Source organism: Vagococcus fluvialis, from assembly GCF_003337315.1.
Lineage (GTDB): Bacteria > Bacillota > Bacilli > Lactobacillales > Vagococcaceae > Vagococcus > Vagococcus fluvialis.
Genome location: NZ_QPJV01000002.1, coordinates 138,543 through 154,786, shown reverse-complemented (window position 1 = coordinate 154,786; position 16,244 = coordinate 138,543). Strand labels below are relative to the sequence as shown.

Genomic DNA, 16,244 nt, shown 5'->3' with positions numbered 1-16,244 from the left:
CTCCTTTCTTATTCTACATGAGCCCACTTAAGTGAATAAGTTGAGCCAAATGGATGCCAATACATGTCCTTAATCTTTTGATTGGCTAAAATGGCTAATGAACGATTATAGATTGGCGCAATGACAGTATCTTTATTAATTAATTCATTTTCAGCTTTAATAAAGTTATCAAATCGTTTATCCACATCTCCTGCATCTTTTTCTCTTGAGTCATTGATTAGTTGGTCATAGACCGGATTACTATAAGTAATACCACCACTTGAGTTATTCGTTACAAAAATTCTCATAACTGTCATCGGATCTCGGTAGTCAGTTCCCCAGCCAGAAAGTTCAATATCATAATCTTTCTTTTGATCACGCTCTACTCTGACAGTAAATGGTACTTGAACTATATTAATTTTGACACCTGGTAAATTCGTTTCAATTTGATTTGAGAAAAATTCAGCTGATGTTTTAGCAACTTCTGTATCATCTGTTAAGAACTCTAACTCAATTTTATCACCTAAATCCTTTTTAGCTAGCTCTAAAGATTTTTTAGCACCCTCTGGATTATAAGTTAAGTAGGTATTTGTTTTTTCTGCTACTTCCGTAAAATCATCTCCACTAGCAGGGTCTTTTGTTTGTCCTTTTGGAATCAGGTGATCTGTTGGTGTTGAACCATCACCTAAGATATTCGTTACAAAAGCCTCTTTATCAAAACTTTGAGCAATGGCTTGACGTAAATCTTTATTATCTAAAGGCGTTTTCTTGCCATTTCGCTCTGCATTTAATTTCAAGAAGAAAGTAACATATTGCTCAACTGGTAAAAACGAAGCATTGTCCTTATAGTTTTTAGCATACTCTGATGTTAATTTGTTCACCACATCTACTTCGCCACTTTCAAAAAGATTCACAGCTGTTGACGGCGTTTTAATCACTTGAACACTAGCAGAATCTAGTTTGACTGTGTCTTTATCCCAATATTCTGCATTTGGTTTATAAGTCCACTCATCAGCGAAAGCTTCCCAACCTTCCATAACAAACGGTCCATTATAAAGTAATTTTTCTGATGATGTTGCAAAGTCTTTTCCTTGTTCAGTAATAAATGTTTCTTTTTTCGGATAAAAAATCGCAAAAGTTAGTAAACTTTTTAGATACGGAACTGGGCGCTCTAACTGCACTTCTAAGGTTGTCTCATCTATTGCTTTAACACCTAATGTTTTCGGATCAGCTCCATCTTCATAAATTTCTTTAGCATTTTTAATCACACCAACCATAACATCAGCATTTGGTGAGCCGATTGACGGGGTTACAATTTGTTGCCAGCCATACACAAAATCTTCAGCCGTTACTTGTGAACCATCTGACCACTTGGCATCATCTCTTAATTTAAACGTATAAGTTGTTAAATCATCTGAAATAACCGGCTCTTCTTTTGCAACTCCTAAAACAAATTCATCATCTTTTCCAACTGTGTATAAACCTTCGTAGACTTGATTCATCGCTAAAGTTGATGTAGTATCAGCAGCTAAAGCTGGATCCATTGTTGAAATTTGTGCTTCTGATGTAATGTTAATAACTTGTGGCACACTCTCACTCTTAGTTGACTCTTCTTTCCCCTTACTTTGTCCACAGGCTGCAAGTACAGCAAGTGACATTAATGAAACCAAAGCTAATTTTCCGACTCCTCGTTTCATTGTATTCCCCTCCTTCGAGCTTCTATTCGTGCCTTTTTAACAGTTTATTGTTATAATAATTAGCATTATATTAGAAATCTCATTTTTTTTTAATTTAAACTAACTTATCATATTTTCTATAGTGAGACTAATACTAATAACTAATGATAATCATTGACATTCTTTATGATTGGAGGAAAAACTTATGGATATTAAACAATTAACTTATTTTATTGAAATTGCTGAATCTAAAACCATTACTGAGGCTGCTAAGAAATTACACATTGCTCAACCAGCATTAAGTCAGTCTTTAAAAGCATTAGAGGAATCTGTTGGTGTCCCATTAATTAATCGTAATAAAAGGCACCACACCCTGACACATACAGGAGAAGTTCTCTATCAAGAGGCTAAAAAAATCGTCACCCAATTAGAAGCCACTAAGAAAAAAGTGAGTGCTTCAACTAGCCAGCAAGCAGAGATTATTAATGTAGGCATTAATACAATTTCTTCCCATCTACTCTTACCAGTTATTAAGCAAATGAAAAAAGATTATCCACAAGTTAATCTTAATATTCATCAAAATGAATCCAATCACTTAAGTCGCATGGTAAGAAAAAATGAACTTGATTTCGCTATTGTTCGTTTCCCTATTAATACAACACATTTAGAAAACATTCTTTTAGATGAAGAACCTTTTTATTTTGTTTGCTCTAAATCAAATAAAAACAGAACCCATATTGAAACACTTCCTAGGCGAATGATGACACCACTTATTTTGCCTAGTAATCAAATGCTTGGAACCTATCAAACGATTTTAGAGCATTTAACAGACTATACTAACCTAAGTCAAAACATCTCTGGCTGTTCTGATATGGATTTATTACTTACGATGGTTGAAGCTGATATGGGCTGTAGTATTGTTCCACAATCTGCCTTAAATCAAAAAAATTACGACATTGATGTTTTATCGATTAAAGATTCTACTATTTCATCAACTTATGGTTTGGTGTATTCAAAAGACAAAGAGCTAACTTTAGTTACTGCTCACTTTATTGATTTACTGACAAATCAAATGAAAAAGAAAAAAATCGCCTAACAAAAGAGAGCATGACAAAATAAGTCATGCTCTCTTTTATAAGGCTTCTGCAATGCTAGCATCTATAATTAAATGATCAATAATACGATTTTTCAATAAGGCTTTTATAGCTAAAATCTTTTCTTCTCCTGAAGCCAAAATAACTGTATCAGGTATTTTAGTTAAATCAGCCAAACTTAGACCTATCATTCGTTTAGATAGACTAGTTGCTACTTCATTTCCATCTTGATCAAAAAAACTTGAGCCTATATCCCCAATTACTTGGCCATTTTTTAGCTCTTCAATTTCTTCCGGAGTAACAGTTGCCATATTTTTATACGTACTGGACTCACCTGGATTTCCAATACCTAGAATGGCCAAGTCGACATTTTTCCCTAAGTCAGTAATATATTTAACTAATTCAGTATCAAGAAACATCTCTTTTTGCTCTACAGTTTCAGCAACAGCTGGCGCATAAAAATAATTAACTTGGCAATTATATTTTTCGGACAGGATAAAAGATAAATGATTTGAATGATATTTCATATTATCATTCCCAACACCACCCACTAAAGGAACAATGGAAAGTTCTTTGTAATCAAAATATCTAGCATGTTGGACATATTCATAGACTGTCGTTCCCCAGCTAACACCAATATGTTTCTTTAAAGGTAGCATCTCTTCCACTAGAGTGGCACACAAACTCCCCACTTCTGATTTCACATCATGACTATTTCCAGTAGCAATCAAAACATTTTTTAATTGATATTTTTCTTTTAACTCATTTTGTCTATTGATAGTCGACTGATTCGTATGTTGAATCACAATTTTAACAATGCCCGTATCTTTTGCCTCTTGAAGCATAGAAGCCACTGTTGGACGAGATAGATTCATAATACGAGAAATTTCAGTTTGTGTTTTTCCCTCTTCATAGTAAAGGCTAGCTATTTTAACTAATAAATCAATTCTTTCAGACATGGTACACCTCTTCTCTTTTTCTATTATAGCATCCTCATTGAGGTTGTAACAGAAGTCTTCAACTTCAAGAAATCAGCTACTTTGTTACACCTTTTAATTGGTAAAAAAGAAGACTGTGACATCCTTATGCCGCAGTCTTCTACTAGTATTACTATAATCCCATGACAATCATGTTACATGTTCTATTTCTTTCTCTATTTTGGTCCCAATCAATAAAATATAAGTACCCTACTGAGCCAATTAGTAATTCACCATTCTTTATCACTAAGGTTTCACTTGAACCAAACAAAGACCCTTTAATATGCGCATCAGCATTTAAAACAGTTGCTGGATCTACTGGATAATTAGGATCTTTTGCTCCTAATTCCTGTAAAAACGCTACGTGCTTTGGTCCTGGATATAAATAATCTGATTCTGTTAACTGTCTTGGTATCCATGTTTCTAAGACTTTGTTTAAATCTACTTGGAGGAGTTCATCCCCGTTCCAATCAAAGTCATGTACAAACTCTTCAAAAATCACTGAACAAGTAGTGTGGGGTGATGATAAGGCACATATCCCATCTTTAATGCCAGTACTGGCCACAAATTCTCTTACCTGATCAGTTATATTATGATAAGTTACTCTTTTACCATTTGATGTTAGTGTTAAATTACCATGTTCTACTTTCATTTTATTCCCTCCACACCTTCTAAAACTGCATCTACCATATCTCTTAGCATTTGTTCTGGATTTTCTGCCGCCACAATACCACTTGTACAACCAGTTCCGTCTGCTCCTAAACTCATAGTTCGATAAACATCCTCTGCCGTACTAATTCCAGCTGCTTGCATCACTAAAATATCCTCATTAATCGATTTAACAGCTTCATTTGTTGTTGTAATATATGAATCATCACTTGTTTTTCCAGTTCCTATTAATTCAGTAGGTTCACACAAAATAATATCTGGTGTAAGACTTGCAATAGTTTGTGCTTCTTTAACCGAATCTGCACAAACAATCGTTGTCATTCCTAATTCTTTTGCTCTTTCCATAGAATTAATTAGTTCAGATAAAGTCAGTGGATTTTCTGCATGATTTAAAAATGTTGCCCTTGCCCCAGCTTCATATAAAGAATCTGCTAGCACCTGTCCCATTCCGCGCCCTGGTTTTATACCTGAAATATGTTGCGCTGTTACAATTACATGCTTTGTGTTTCTACTAATTCTATCAATATCTCCGTAAGGCACAGTGATAAACATCCTTATATCTTTAGTAGCTACTAATTCATCAGCTACCTTGGCCAAAGCCAATAGTTCTTCTCCAAAAAGATAAGATTTTGGATTAAATACAAAAAAAGGTTTTTGAATCATTCTACTCATGATGTTTTCCTCCATTATCTATTTTGTATGAAATACTTTAAAATAATGCTCTAAAACTTCAGTCATTCCTTCATTAGCAAGAACTTTTACTTCAAGATAATCTTTTGGTTCATTCTCATTAATTTTATTGAAAGCTCCTGTTAAAAAATCAGTGAAAATATTAATTTTAGAGATACCATTTAGAGCACAGCGTTCTAAATTATCATCCCCTGATGAAGATCCTCCATGAAGTACAAGAGGTGTTTCAGTCATTTCAGAAATTTCAGCCAATCGTTCAAAATTTAGTTTTGGGATTCCTTTGTATTGACCATGAGCTGTACCAATAGAAATAGCTAATGAATCAATATTAGTCTGCTCGATAAATGCTAATACATCTTCTACTTCTGTGTAAATAGAATCTGTTAAACCGTGATTTTCATAGTTCTGACCTGCCCCAACATGACCTAACTCTGCTTCAACAGTTACATTATGTTGATGAGCAAATGCCACAACTTCTTTAGTGATTTTGACATTCTCTTCAAAGCTTGCTTGAGAGGCATCAATCATAACGGATGTGAAACCTAATGTTATAGCTTGCTTAATAAAATCCACATCTTCCCCGTGGTCTAAATGAAGAACAACCGGCATACTTGATTTTTCTCCTAAGTATTTACCAATAAGTGACGCTTCTTCTAAGGATAAAATCGATTCATGAGCTTGAGCAAAAGGTAGAATCAAAGGTTTTCTCCATTTTTCAGCGGTTTCAACAAATACTCTTGCTGAATCTAAATCAATAAAATTTGGTGCCGGTACTGCGTATCCTTCTCTTTTTGCCTTAACTAATATGTCTTTACTATTAACTAACACATTCTCATCTTCTTTCCGTTTGTAAACTTGTTTTACATTTGATAAATACAATCTAACATAATTTAATTGAAACTGTCAACGAAATATAATTTATAAAACACTATCAACGTTTTAACCTTCCCTTGAAACTTTGGTATCACTTGCTTTTAAGACCATTTATTCTTTTATAAAATAAAAAAAGATTGTGCTATAAGTAAAAACTTACAGCACAATCTCTCTTTTTAATCTGAACTTAACTTTTAATTCTTTTTATAAACAACTAATTCTATTTCAATATCTGCTCCTAAAGGTAACTCATAAACTGCCACACAAGTTCTAGCCGGAAATGGTTCAGTAAACATTGTTTGGTAAACTTGATTCATTCCCTCAAAGTTTTTCATTGTAGTTAGATAAACATTAACTTTCACTACATCATCAAAACTAACACCTGCTGCTGTTAAAACTTGTTCTAAGTTAGCAAAACATTGTTTCGTTTGCTCTTCAATACTCCCTGTTTCCTCTATATAAGTAGTACTATTTTTAGCAACTTGTCCTGAGAAAAAGATATGGCTACCTGCATCAACTGCATGAGAATACGGACCTGAAACAGAAACATCTTTACCTTGATATACATGACGACTCATTTGATAAACTCCTTTATAAATCTATTAATTTTATTTTTCTAACATTATCATGAGCTGATAGTTCTTCAATCAACTCATAAATATTATATTCTTTTGGTATTTCTATTGTATAAACATTCGTGTAAATTCGGCGATTATTTAAATTTTCCACTGATACGTTTGTATCTTTGACTTCTACTTGGTGTTCAATAAAATACTCGTTAATAAACTCTTTAGTTTCTACTTTGTGGACATATTTGACTTCTAAGTTTTTTATTGATGGTACATTGATAACTTTTTTTAGTAAAGATAAGGTTGCCTGAATCACAACAAAACCAATAAATGCTAAATCATAATATCCCATACCAATCGTTAATCCTAAACAAGCTACTGTCCAAAGTGAAGCGGCTGTTGTTAACCCTGCTACTGCTCGTTTAGTGACTATTATAGTTCCTGCACCTAAAAAACCAATACCACTAACTACTTGAGCTATTAGTCTAGTTTGATCGATTCGAAAAGCACTAGCCATCTCTGGATTTTTCCCAATCATTGTTACTGTATCTAAAAAAATCTCTGCTTGTAAAAGGGCAATCATCGTCGCTCCTACACAAACAAGGATATGAGTTCTCATACCAGCTGGGCGACTCTTAAATTCTCTATCAAAACCAATAGCACCCGACATAATAACTGCTAATAATAACCTTTGACCTATTTCAAGAAATCCCACAACAACACTTCCTCTCCTGACTAGTAACAACAAATAAACTAGCTATAATAATTATAGCTAGTTTATTTTCATAAAGCAATTTATCCTAGGATAGTCTTATTTATCAACTATTTAATTTTTAATAGCATAGCATTAATGGCTACAATTACTGTACTAAAAGACATCAATACTGCCCCAACTGCCGGACTTAAAATAACACCGACACTTGCTAAAATACCAGCTGCTAGTGGAATTGCTACAATGTTATAGCCTGCTCCCCACCATAAGTTTTGAACCATTTTTCTTTGAGTATTTTTTGATAGTGATAGAAAGTGTAGAATATCAAACGGATTACTTTTTACTAAAATGACATCCGCAGAATCAATAGCTACATCTGTCCCTGCTCCAATAGCTACACCAATATCTGCTCTGGCAAGCCCCGGTGCATCATTGACTCCATCACCTACCATCATAATAACTAAACCTTGTTCTTTGTATTCTTTAACAATTTTTTCTTTATCTTCTGGCATTAATTCTGCATGCACTGTTTCAATACCTAATTGTTTTGCCACAACATTAGCGACTTGTTTATTATCACCAGTTAACATAACAGGTTTAATTCCTTGTGCTTTTAGCTCATTAATCATTTCTTTTGAGTCAGGTTTAATTTGATCTCCTTGAGCAATCAAACCGATTGTTTCATGATTAACTAATAAAAAACTAACTGAGTTTCCTTGAGAAGATAGCTCATTGAATTCTTTTTCATTAAAAGGTAAATCATGTTGATTCATATAAGATATACTTACAATTTTGACATCTTTCCCCTCAACTAAACCTTCCATTCCAATACCTGGCAAGTTAGTTACGTTACTTGCTTTAGGAATACTTAAACCAAGTTCTTCCATTTTATTTAAAACACCTACTGCTAGTGGATGACTTGACGTTTGCTCTAAAGCAGCCATTAGCGATAAAACTTCTTCTTTAGTATAGTCTTGACTAAAACTTTCAAATTCGTTAACAGCAAAATTACCTTCTGTTAGTGTTCCAGTTTTATCCATCATAATAATATCAACTTTTTTAGCTACTTCTAAAGCTTGACGGTCTTTAACTAATAATCCATTTTGTGCTCCAAGGGAAGTTGAGCGAGCTGTTACTAAAGGAATCGCTAATCCTAGGGCATGAGGACAGGCAATAATTAAAACTGTTACCATTCGCTCTAAAGCAATATTAATATCTTTTGTTAGTATGAACCAAACAATAAACGCTACAATCCCAACTGTAAGAGCAATATAAAATAACCACTTAGCTACTTTATCTGATAAAGATTCTACACGTGATTTTTCATTTTGAGCGCTACCTACTAATTCCATTACTTGAGATAAATAACCTGATTCACCTGTTCCAGTTACTTCAATTGTAATAGCTCCCGAACCATTTACAGAACCTCCTATCACTTTATCGTGAACTTTTTTAATAACATCTTTTGATTCACCTGTAATCATCGATTCGTTAATGGAGGTTTGGCCTTCTAAAATTTCACCATCTGTTGGTACTTTCTCACCAGCTTTAACTAATACTTTTTGACCAACCATAACTTCCTGTAAAGCAACTTCTTCAGTACTACCATCTTCTTTAATGACTGTTGCTAGATTAGGTAATAACTCTGCCATTTTTTGTAAAGCATTTCCTGCGTTACTAATAGCATTCATCTCAATCCAGTGACCAAGTAACATAATTAAGATTAACGTGGCTAACTCCCAAAAGAAATCCATAATATGAACGGAACTATGTAAAAAATTATTGGCTACAAAAGCATAGACACTATAAAAATATGCCACTGAAATCCCTAATGAAATTAACATCATCATTCCTGGATTTTTCATTTCAAGCTCCATTTTAGCACCCTTTAAAAAAGGCATGCCACCGTAGAAAAATAAAATTGTTCCTAAGATTAAGACAACCCACTCCGAACCTGGGAAGGTAAACTGAAATGGTAACTCAATCCCCATCATAGGAGCTATTAAGATAATTGGAATGCCTAAAAATAAGGACACAAAAAATTTCTTTTTAAAATCCCCACCGTGAGCCGAATGATCCATAGCCCCGTGATCATGTCCTTCGTGATGGTTATGAGAATGGTTGCTATGATTATGATGTTGATTATGCTTGTGTTCCTCATGAGTTTCAGATTGATGATTGTGATGTTCATGTTCCATTTTAATTCCTCCTCTTTTATAAACTACAAACGTAAACTTTATAAGTTAATCATATCATATTTTCATCTCTTGTCAACTAACTTACCCGATAGTTGAACAAAAAAAAGAAAGGACTGTGACATAAATACGTCACAGTTCCTTTTTTACAAACTAAACGGTGTCACAACCTCTTTCCTTCTAATAAGTCACTGTAGTTGTTAATCTATTTCCTAATTGACTCATGGTTTCATTGGTTATTGTGTCATCTAATAATGCTATTTCTGTAAAATCAGACATAACCGTAACTTCTTCATTTAATTGAATTTTTTCAACTTGAGTTAAATCAATTAACATCATGTCCATACAAACTTTTCCAACTTGCGGCAATAGATAATCCTGATATTCTACTTTAAAGCCATTATTAGATAGTGAGCGTGGTAATCCATCTGCATATCCTATACTAATAACACCAATTAATCTTTCTTTTTCTAAAACTGTCTGATTACCATAGCCAAGAATTTCTCCTGCTTTAACCCATCGTTTAGAAATCAATTTGGCTTTAATTTTCATAACAGGTTTTAAAGAAATTTGTCTTGCTGTTGGTTCGTCACTACTTAAAAAACCGTATAACATAATCCCTGCTCGAACATAATCGAACTCATATTCAGAATAATTTAAAATACCATAGCTACTTTGAATATGAGTCACACCATAATTAATTCGACGCTCTTTTAATTCATTTAACAAATTGCAATACACACTTAATTGTTTCTCTGTTCTGATTTTTGATACTGAGTCCAGAGAATCTGAGGAACCTAAATGTGAATAAATACCTTCAATTCTTAAGAAAGATAACTGATATAAACGAGTAATTACATCAATATCAGATTCCACACCTAATCTATGCATGCCTGTATCCACTTCTACATGACACCTAATATTAAGTTTTTTGTGATTTAACATTCGACCATATTCTTCACTTACAATCGACTGAATTAAGTCATATTTTATTAATTCCTTAGCTCGAAGAGGATCAGTCAATCCAAGAACTAAGATATCACCTTTAATCATCGCTTTTCTAAGCTTAATTCCTTCATCGATTGTTGCAACAGCAAAAAAAGTCACTTGATTTTTTTCAAGAATTTTAGCGTATTCAACTAAATCTGCTCCATAAGCATTAGCTTTCACAACTGCAATAATTTCTGTTTTTTGAGGAATCATTTTTTTAATTTCTTTTATATTATGTTTAACAGCATTAGTCGATATTTCTCGCTCTGCTCGGTAACTAGTTTCTTTTATCTTATCCTTTTGCTTAAAAATACTTAGTAATAATCTAGACAAAATATAGCTACCTACAGCAACTAATAAATAATACAGTAAACTAAATTTCATAAAGGTTAATTTATTTGAAATCGTGTGGACAACAACAATCACTAGAGGATGAATAATATAAATTAACAAGGATAAATTTTGAACTTGTTTAATTCTTAATTTTGGCTGCCAATTTAATAATAATAAATATAAGAAATACATCACTACAGGTAATAAAAGATACATACTATCATGTCTAACTACAAATAAACGATGAAGAAAAATACTTTCCACTAACATCATAGCAATTGTTATCAGGAAAAAGAGGCTTAACTCTTTGACTCCTCTTCTTTCTTTTTGTCTTTCTAAGTACAGGTAAGCACCTAAACAAAGAAAAAGAGGTGTAAAAAACAAACCATTTCTAGTCATTTCAGATATCTCAAATAATTTGTCATAAATTTTAGCTAATAGCGGAATTTGCTTAATGATTCCATACCAACTATCACCTAATAATCCAATTACATAAAGAGGAATACTTAAGAAAAAAACGTGATTAAATGTTACATATTTTAATAAATAAAAAACTAAAAGTGTTCCTACAATAATCCCCGGAAAATACCAAAGATGATACAAAGTATCATCGAATATAAGCATTTTCAACCACTCTAGTAAAGTCGTTTTACTTGAAATCGTGCCGTTTAAAATAGACAGGGGTAAATATAGTAGCACTACTAGTAGATAAATTTTACTTATCTTTAAAAGAAATTGTTTAATTTTTTCTCCGTAATAGTAGCTTTTATTATTAGCGTAAGGGCCAATTAAATAAAATCCAGTTGTCATAAAAAAGAAAGGGACTGCTACTCTAAAAAGAGTGAGAGTTATCATTTCATCTAAAAAAGGACTTAGGGAATTAAAGGGAAATGTGTGAATCGCAACAACCATTAAAGCTGCGATGATGCGAAATAAATCAATACCTTGATGTCTAACCTTCATTGATTTTCTCACCTGTTTCTTCTAAAAAATCTAAATACTCTTCAAGAACCCAGCCTTGTTGAGCCATAATTTCACTGTGTGGAGCACCAACATATCTAAAGTGCCACGGCTCAAAACTGATACTAGTTATTTCCTCTTTACCTTTTGGGTATCTTAAAATAAATCCATACTTAGCCATATTAGCTAAAAAAATTTCTACAACAGGACCTTTTGAAAAAGAAGGTCTAATAAAATCATTAGTTGCCTCAGCTAATCCTAAATCAATAGCTAGTCCTAATTCATGCTCGCTACATCCTGGTTTTGCTACATATTTTTTAGTAAAGAGTTCTCCCTTTTCCTTTAATGTTGTCACCCATATTTCTTCTTGGACTTCTTTTGTTCTAAAAGCATCTGTCACAATAATTTTGTTGCCCAGATTATTTTCTAAAATCAGTTTAGTTAAAGCTTCTCCTACTTTTGGGTCAATTAGCATCCCTTTTTCAGCAAAAGGAGCTTGAACTAATTGTTTTGGTCGTTCATAATCCCTAATTGGATTAGTTGGATTCGCTAGCTTTAGATAGTTTCGCTCCATGTCTTTCCACTCCTAACTTAATTAACTCTTCAATTATTTGCTCAAAACTTAAGCCGATTTCCTTCATCATCATTGGATATCTTGAATGATCTGTAAATCCAGGCATCGTGTTAATTTCGTTTAATAAAATTTGATTATCTGTTGTTAAAAAGAAATCAATACGAGCTAAACCACTACACCCTAAAGCTTTATATAATCTTTGTGCCTGTTCTTTAATTCCTTGTTGTAAAATGATATCTATGATTGAGGGTACTTGTATACCTGCTGTAATTAAATTGTATTTTTCTTCATAGTCAAAAAATCCTTGAGCTAAATTAACTTGATCACACGCACCAACTGTTAAATCTTCATTTCCTAAAACACTACAACCAATCTCAATTCCTACAACTTCTTTTTGTAGAATAACTTTACTATCAAACTTAAAGGCTTCTTCTAAGGCTTTTACTAATTCAGCTTCTGATTCTACTTTACTAATACCTTTTGATGAACCGGCTTCATTTGGTTTTACAAATAAAGGAAATCCTGCTTCATTAATAAATGTTTCTACTTCTTTAGTTATTTTTTTAGTGTTAATTAGCAAGCTCGGTGTACTTTTAACTCCTACTGTTTTTGCAAATTCATGAAGTAACATCTTATTCATGGAAATACTTGAAGCACCCACTCCACAACCTACATAGGCAAGTTTCATCATTTCAAATAAACCTTGAATCGCTCCATTTTCTCCGTCTCCACCGTGTAACACTGGAAAAACGATATCTACTAAAACACCTTGATTTGTTGCCTTATTAACGAATCCTTGGCCAGTAAAATCGAAACTTAGAGGCACACAACTGGCTTCTAAAAACCATGTGTCATTTTCAATGAGATTGACTGATTCTTGATACCATAACCAATCACCTTCTTTTGTAATACCAATCATCATGACTTCATAAGGTAATGATTCTAACGCTTTTAAGACAGCTACTGTAGACTTTAATGACACCTCATACTCTGAGGAAGTTCCTCCAAAAACGACACCAATTCTTTTCATATATATAACCTCCATAAGTTGTTCTTTCTTCTTAAAACAACTATAGAACATTACTATTTCTTTTGTTTAAACTAATTCTTAGCTATATCTTAAAAAATTATGATGTTTTGGAAACTAAAAGAGGACACCCTATCTAAAGGATGTCCTCTTATTAAGCTAAACTTATTATAATAACTCAAAAGGTTAAATAACATATGATATAATTAAATAAAAATGGAAAGACTATTCTAAGAATAGATTGAGTGAACATACATGCGGAAAAAAATTCTAAACATCTCTTTAAAACTTATTATTTGCTTAATCATTGTTATCATAATTTATCATTTTTATCCGATACTAGTTGAAGCACGTGCGGGTGGTGGTGGAAGTACTGGCGGCAGTAGTAGCTCTAGTGATTCTGAGATGAGCTTAGGAAAATTTTTAATGGCTCTTATTCTGCTCCCTTTTATGATGATAAAAAATATGATTTCTAATTGGAAAGAGAATCTAATTTATACAGATGTTGATAACTTAGAAAAGTGGGAATATAAAGTTTTATTCCTAAATGTTCAATCTGCTTGGACAAGTAATGATATGAAAGACGTTCAAGACAGAATGGATCCAACTCTATATGAAGATTACCAACAAAAACTATTAGAGTATCAGCGAGTGAATAAAAGGAATATTCTCACAGATATACAAATAGAGAAAGTAAAAGTTTCTAAAGCCTCTCGGAACAGAAACTTAAAAGAAATTCTATTTGAAGGAACGATTGTTGATTATTTTGAAGTCAATGGGGAGTTACCACATGGAGAAATAAAACCTGTTACTTTCAAAGACATTTGGATTATTGAAAGAATTGATAATAAACTGATTGTCAGAGACATTCAAAATTTATAATGCCTATATAGGAGGTTTGATTTTTTGATAACAATTATTTTTATTATCTTTTTTATGATAATACTATACTTAGGAATAGTATATTATAATACCTTACCTAAAAAACGTACTAAGGCATTCAGACTATATATAAAAAATGAGAAGCTGATTCCAAAAGGAGATATGACTTTTTCAAAAGCCTATTTCCTTAATCTTATTTTCTTTATTGATTATTTTTTTTAAGACAAAAATATCATTATTAAAGGGTCTGTGACTAACATAAGTCACAGACCCTTACTTATTATGATTTTGGAATGGCGTGACCACCAAATTGATTTCTTAGTGAAGCTATTACTTTTTCACCGTATTTTTCTGTATCCATTGAAGCATAACGTGTTAATAATGATTGAGTGATAACTGGTGCTGACTGACCTAACTCAAGCATTTCTTCCACTGTCCATTTCCCTTCACCAGATGATGGAACTTGTCCACTAATTCCCTCCATAGTAGGGTTTTCTCTTAAAGCATTTTCAGTTAATTCCATTAACCAACTACGAACAACTGAACCATTATTAAAGACACGAGCTACTTGCTCTAAGTCATAATCATATCTTGAATGATGTAATAAGTTAAAGCCTTCACCGATTGCTTGCATCATACCATACTCAATTCCATTGTGAACCATTTTTAAGTAGTGTCCGCTTCCAGCTTCACCGCAATATAGGTAGCCATTAGCAACACATAAGTCTTTAAATAACTCTTCAATTGAATCAAAAATAACCTTATCTCCGCCAACCATCATACATGCACCATCACGAGCACCACTCATACCACCTGAAGTTCCTACGTCTAGGAAATGAATCTCTTTTTCTTTTAAGAAATGATAATGATGGATGCTATCTGCAAATTTAGAGTTCCCACCATCGATTAAAATATCATTTGCTTCTAAATTATCACGACAAATTTTAATCATGTCTTCTGTAATTTTACCTGAAGGAAGCATTAACCAGTACACTGAATTAGCTGTCTTTTCTTTTTGAAATAATTCTTCTAGAGAACTTGTAGCTATGGCGCCTATTTGCGTGGCTTGATTTCTTGCCTCTTCATTGATATCAAAACAAATAACTTCATGTTCATGATTTACTAAATTAGTTACTAAATTTAAACCCATTTTACCTAAACCAATAATTTTAATCTTCATTTCTTCCCCCAATAAATTTAGAACAATATGCTCCTCTTTTGACGATAAAAATAGCTTTTTATAAGTTAGTCTTATCTTTTACGAGATGAATTCTATCACTAATAGATAAATAACTCAATTGTATCTTATAATTAAGTTTTTAATACTTTTATTAGGTTTTTATTGGTAAAAACAACTTTTATTTTTATGCTCATAAAAGACAAATAGCCATCTTATGATAACGTTTTTACAGATTTTTGATTTTTAATAAAAAATACCTTAATTATTCTCATCTCATCAGATTTTAAGATAAGAAAAACAACTGTTAAGCAGTTGATGTTTTAGATATCTCATTATATGATAGAACCACTTACAAAAAGGAGAACTTATATGATATTAAAAAAAATAGCCGTCCACTCACCAGAAGAAGTTACAGCTCTTTTTGAAGTGGTCCAAGAAATTTGGCAAGAAGTTTTCACTCCTATTATTGGTGAAAAACAAGTTGCTTATATGCTTAAAAATTATCAATCCATAGAGATGATTCAATCTGAAATAGATAACGGTGCTCATTATTTTTTACTTTACCTAGATGAGCTGCCAGTTGGTTATACAGCCTACGAAGAAACTGAGGAACAAATTTATATCAGTAAACTTTACCTAAGTTCTAACTTACGTGGTAAAGGTCTTTCAAGTGATATTTTTAATTGGTACGAGGAAATTGGAAAAGGTAAAACTCTTCATTTAAATGTGAATCAAGGAAATAAATTAGCCATTTCTGTTTATGAGCATCGCGGGTTCACTCGTGTTGGCGAAAGATATGTAGATATAGGCGAAGGTTATGTGATGGATGATTATATTTATGAAAAAGAATTAAAGAGATAACAA

At 32.6% G+C, this 16,244-nt stretch carries 14 protein-coding genes and 1 pseudogene; 3 read left to right on the top strand and 12 right to left on the bottom strand.

Annotated features, from left to right (window positions below):
* Positions 1-8 precede the first annotated feature (8 nt).
* Positions 9-1,676: a peptide ABC transporter substrate-binding protein gene (locus DFR54_RS02560; protein ID WP_114288787.1), complete on the bottom strand. Its 1,668-nt coding sequence runs from the start codon at positions 1,674-1,676 to the stop codon at positions 9-11.
* 184 nt (positions 1,677-1,860) lie between these two features.
* On the opposite strand from DFR54_RS02560, the gene DFR54_RS02555 reads away from it, so the two are divergent.
* Entirely contained in the window at positions 1,861-2,751 is an 891-nt protein-coding gene (locus tag DFR54_RS02555) for a LysR family transcriptional regulator (RefSeq protein ID WP_114288786.1), read from the top strand.
* A gap of 36 nt (positions 2,752-2,787) precedes the next feature.
* Here DFR54_RS02555 and DFR54_RS02550 read toward each other — a convergent pair whose 3' ends face one another.
* The 10 genes and pseudogenes from DFR54_RS02550 to vanC form a co-directional block, all read right to left on the bottom strand.
* Positions 2,788-3,708: a sugar-binding transcriptional regulator gene (locus DFR54_RS02550; protein WP_114288785.1), complete on the bottom strand. Its 921-nt coding sequence runs from the start codon at positions 3,706-3,708 to the stop codon at positions 2,788-2,790.
* 151 nt (positions 3,709-3,859) lie between these two features.
* Positions 3,860-4,378 carry a YjbQ family protein gene (locus DFR54_RS02545; RefSeq protein ID WP_114288784.1) on the bottom strand — a complete coding sequence of 173 codons (519 nt, stop codon included), beginning with the start codon at positions 4,376-4,378 and terminating at the stop codon, positions 3,860-3,862.
* A complete protein-coding gene (locus DFR54_RS02540; RefSeq protein ID WP_114288783.1) occupies positions 4,375-5,067 on the bottom strand; it encodes a triose-phosphate isomerase in 693 nt (230 codons plus the stop codon). The genes DFR54_RS02545 and DFR54_RS02540 overlap by 4 nt, the downstream gene beginning before the upstream one ends.
* 18 nt (positions 5,068-5,085) lie before the next feature.
* Positions 5,086-5,913: a class II fructose-bisphosphate aldolase gene (locus DFR54_RS02535; protein ID WP_114288782.1), complete on the bottom strand. Its 828-nt coding sequence runs from the start codon at positions 5,911-5,913 to the stop codon at positions 5,086-5,088.
* 239 nt (positions 5,914-6,152) lie between these two features.
* Positions 6,153-6,536: a RidA family protein gene (locus DFR54_RS02530; protein ID WP_114288781.1), complete on the bottom strand. Its 384-nt coding sequence runs from the start codon at positions 6,534-6,536 to the stop codon at positions 6,153-6,155.
* A gap of 13 nt (positions 6,537-6,549) precedes the next feature.
* The gene (locus DFR54_RS02525; protein ID WP_227259176.1) at positions 6,550-7,242 is read right to left on the bottom strand and encodes an MgtC/SapB family protein; all 693 of its coding nucleotides are present in this window, start codon (positions 7,240-7,242) and stop codon (positions 6,550-6,552) included.
* Positions 7,243-7,349: 107 nt separating this feature from the next.
* Complete coding sequence (locus DFR54_RS02520; RefSeq protein WP_114288780.1) at positions 7,350-9,437, bottom strand: heavy metal translocating P-type ATPase; 2,088 nt, start codon at positions 9,435-9,437, stop codon at positions 7,350-7,352.
* A 177-nt stretch (positions 9,438-9,614) separates the two neighbouring features.
* Entirely contained in the window at positions 9,615-11,720 is a 2,106-nt protein-coding gene (gene vanT / locus DFR54_RS02515; protein ID WP_114288779.1) for a membrane-bound serine racemase VanT, read from the bottom strand.
* A gap of 16 nt (positions 11,721-11,736) precedes the next feature.
* A pseudogene (gene vanXY, locus DFR54_RS02510) lies at positions 11,737-12,291 on the bottom strand (D,D-carboxypeptidase/D,D-dipeptidase VanXY); the annotation flags it as partial.
* A complete protein-coding gene (vanC, locus tag DFR54_RS02505) occupies positions 12,254-13,321 on the bottom strand; it encodes a D-alanine--D-serine ligase (protein WP_114288777.1) in 1,068 nt (355 codons plus the stop codon). The pseudogene vanXY and the gene vanC, both read right to left, overlap by 38 nt.
* Positions 13,322-13,573: 252 nt before the next feature.
* Here vanC and DFR54_RS02500 point away from each other — a divergent pair, with 252 nt between their 5' ends.
* The gene (locus DFR54_RS02500) at positions 13,574-14,200 is read left to right on the top strand and encodes a TIM44-like domain-containing protein (RefSeq protein WP_114288776.1); all 627 of its coding nucleotides are present in this window, start codon (positions 13,574-13,576) and stop codon (positions 14,198-14,200) included.
* Between the two features lie 280 nt (positions 14,201-14,480).
* Here the strand turns inward: DFR54_RS02500 and gnd are convergent, their stop codons facing one another.
* A complete protein-coding gene (gnd, locus tag DFR54_RS02490; protein ID WP_086341908.1) occupies positions 14,481-15,380 on the bottom strand; it encodes a phosphogluconate dehydrogenase (NAD(+)-dependent, decarboxylating) in 900 nt (299 codons plus the stop codon).
* A 369-nt stretch (positions 15,381-15,749) separates the two neighbouring features.
* Here gnd and DFR54_RS02485 point away from each other — a divergent pair, with 369 nt between their 5' ends.
* Complete coding sequence (locus DFR54_RS02485) at positions 15,750-16,241, top strand: GNAT family N-acetyltransferase (RefSeq protein WP_207028555.1); 492 nt, start codon at positions 15,750-15,752, stop codon at positions 16,239-16,241.
* Positions 16,242-16,244: the final 3 nt, after the last annotated feature.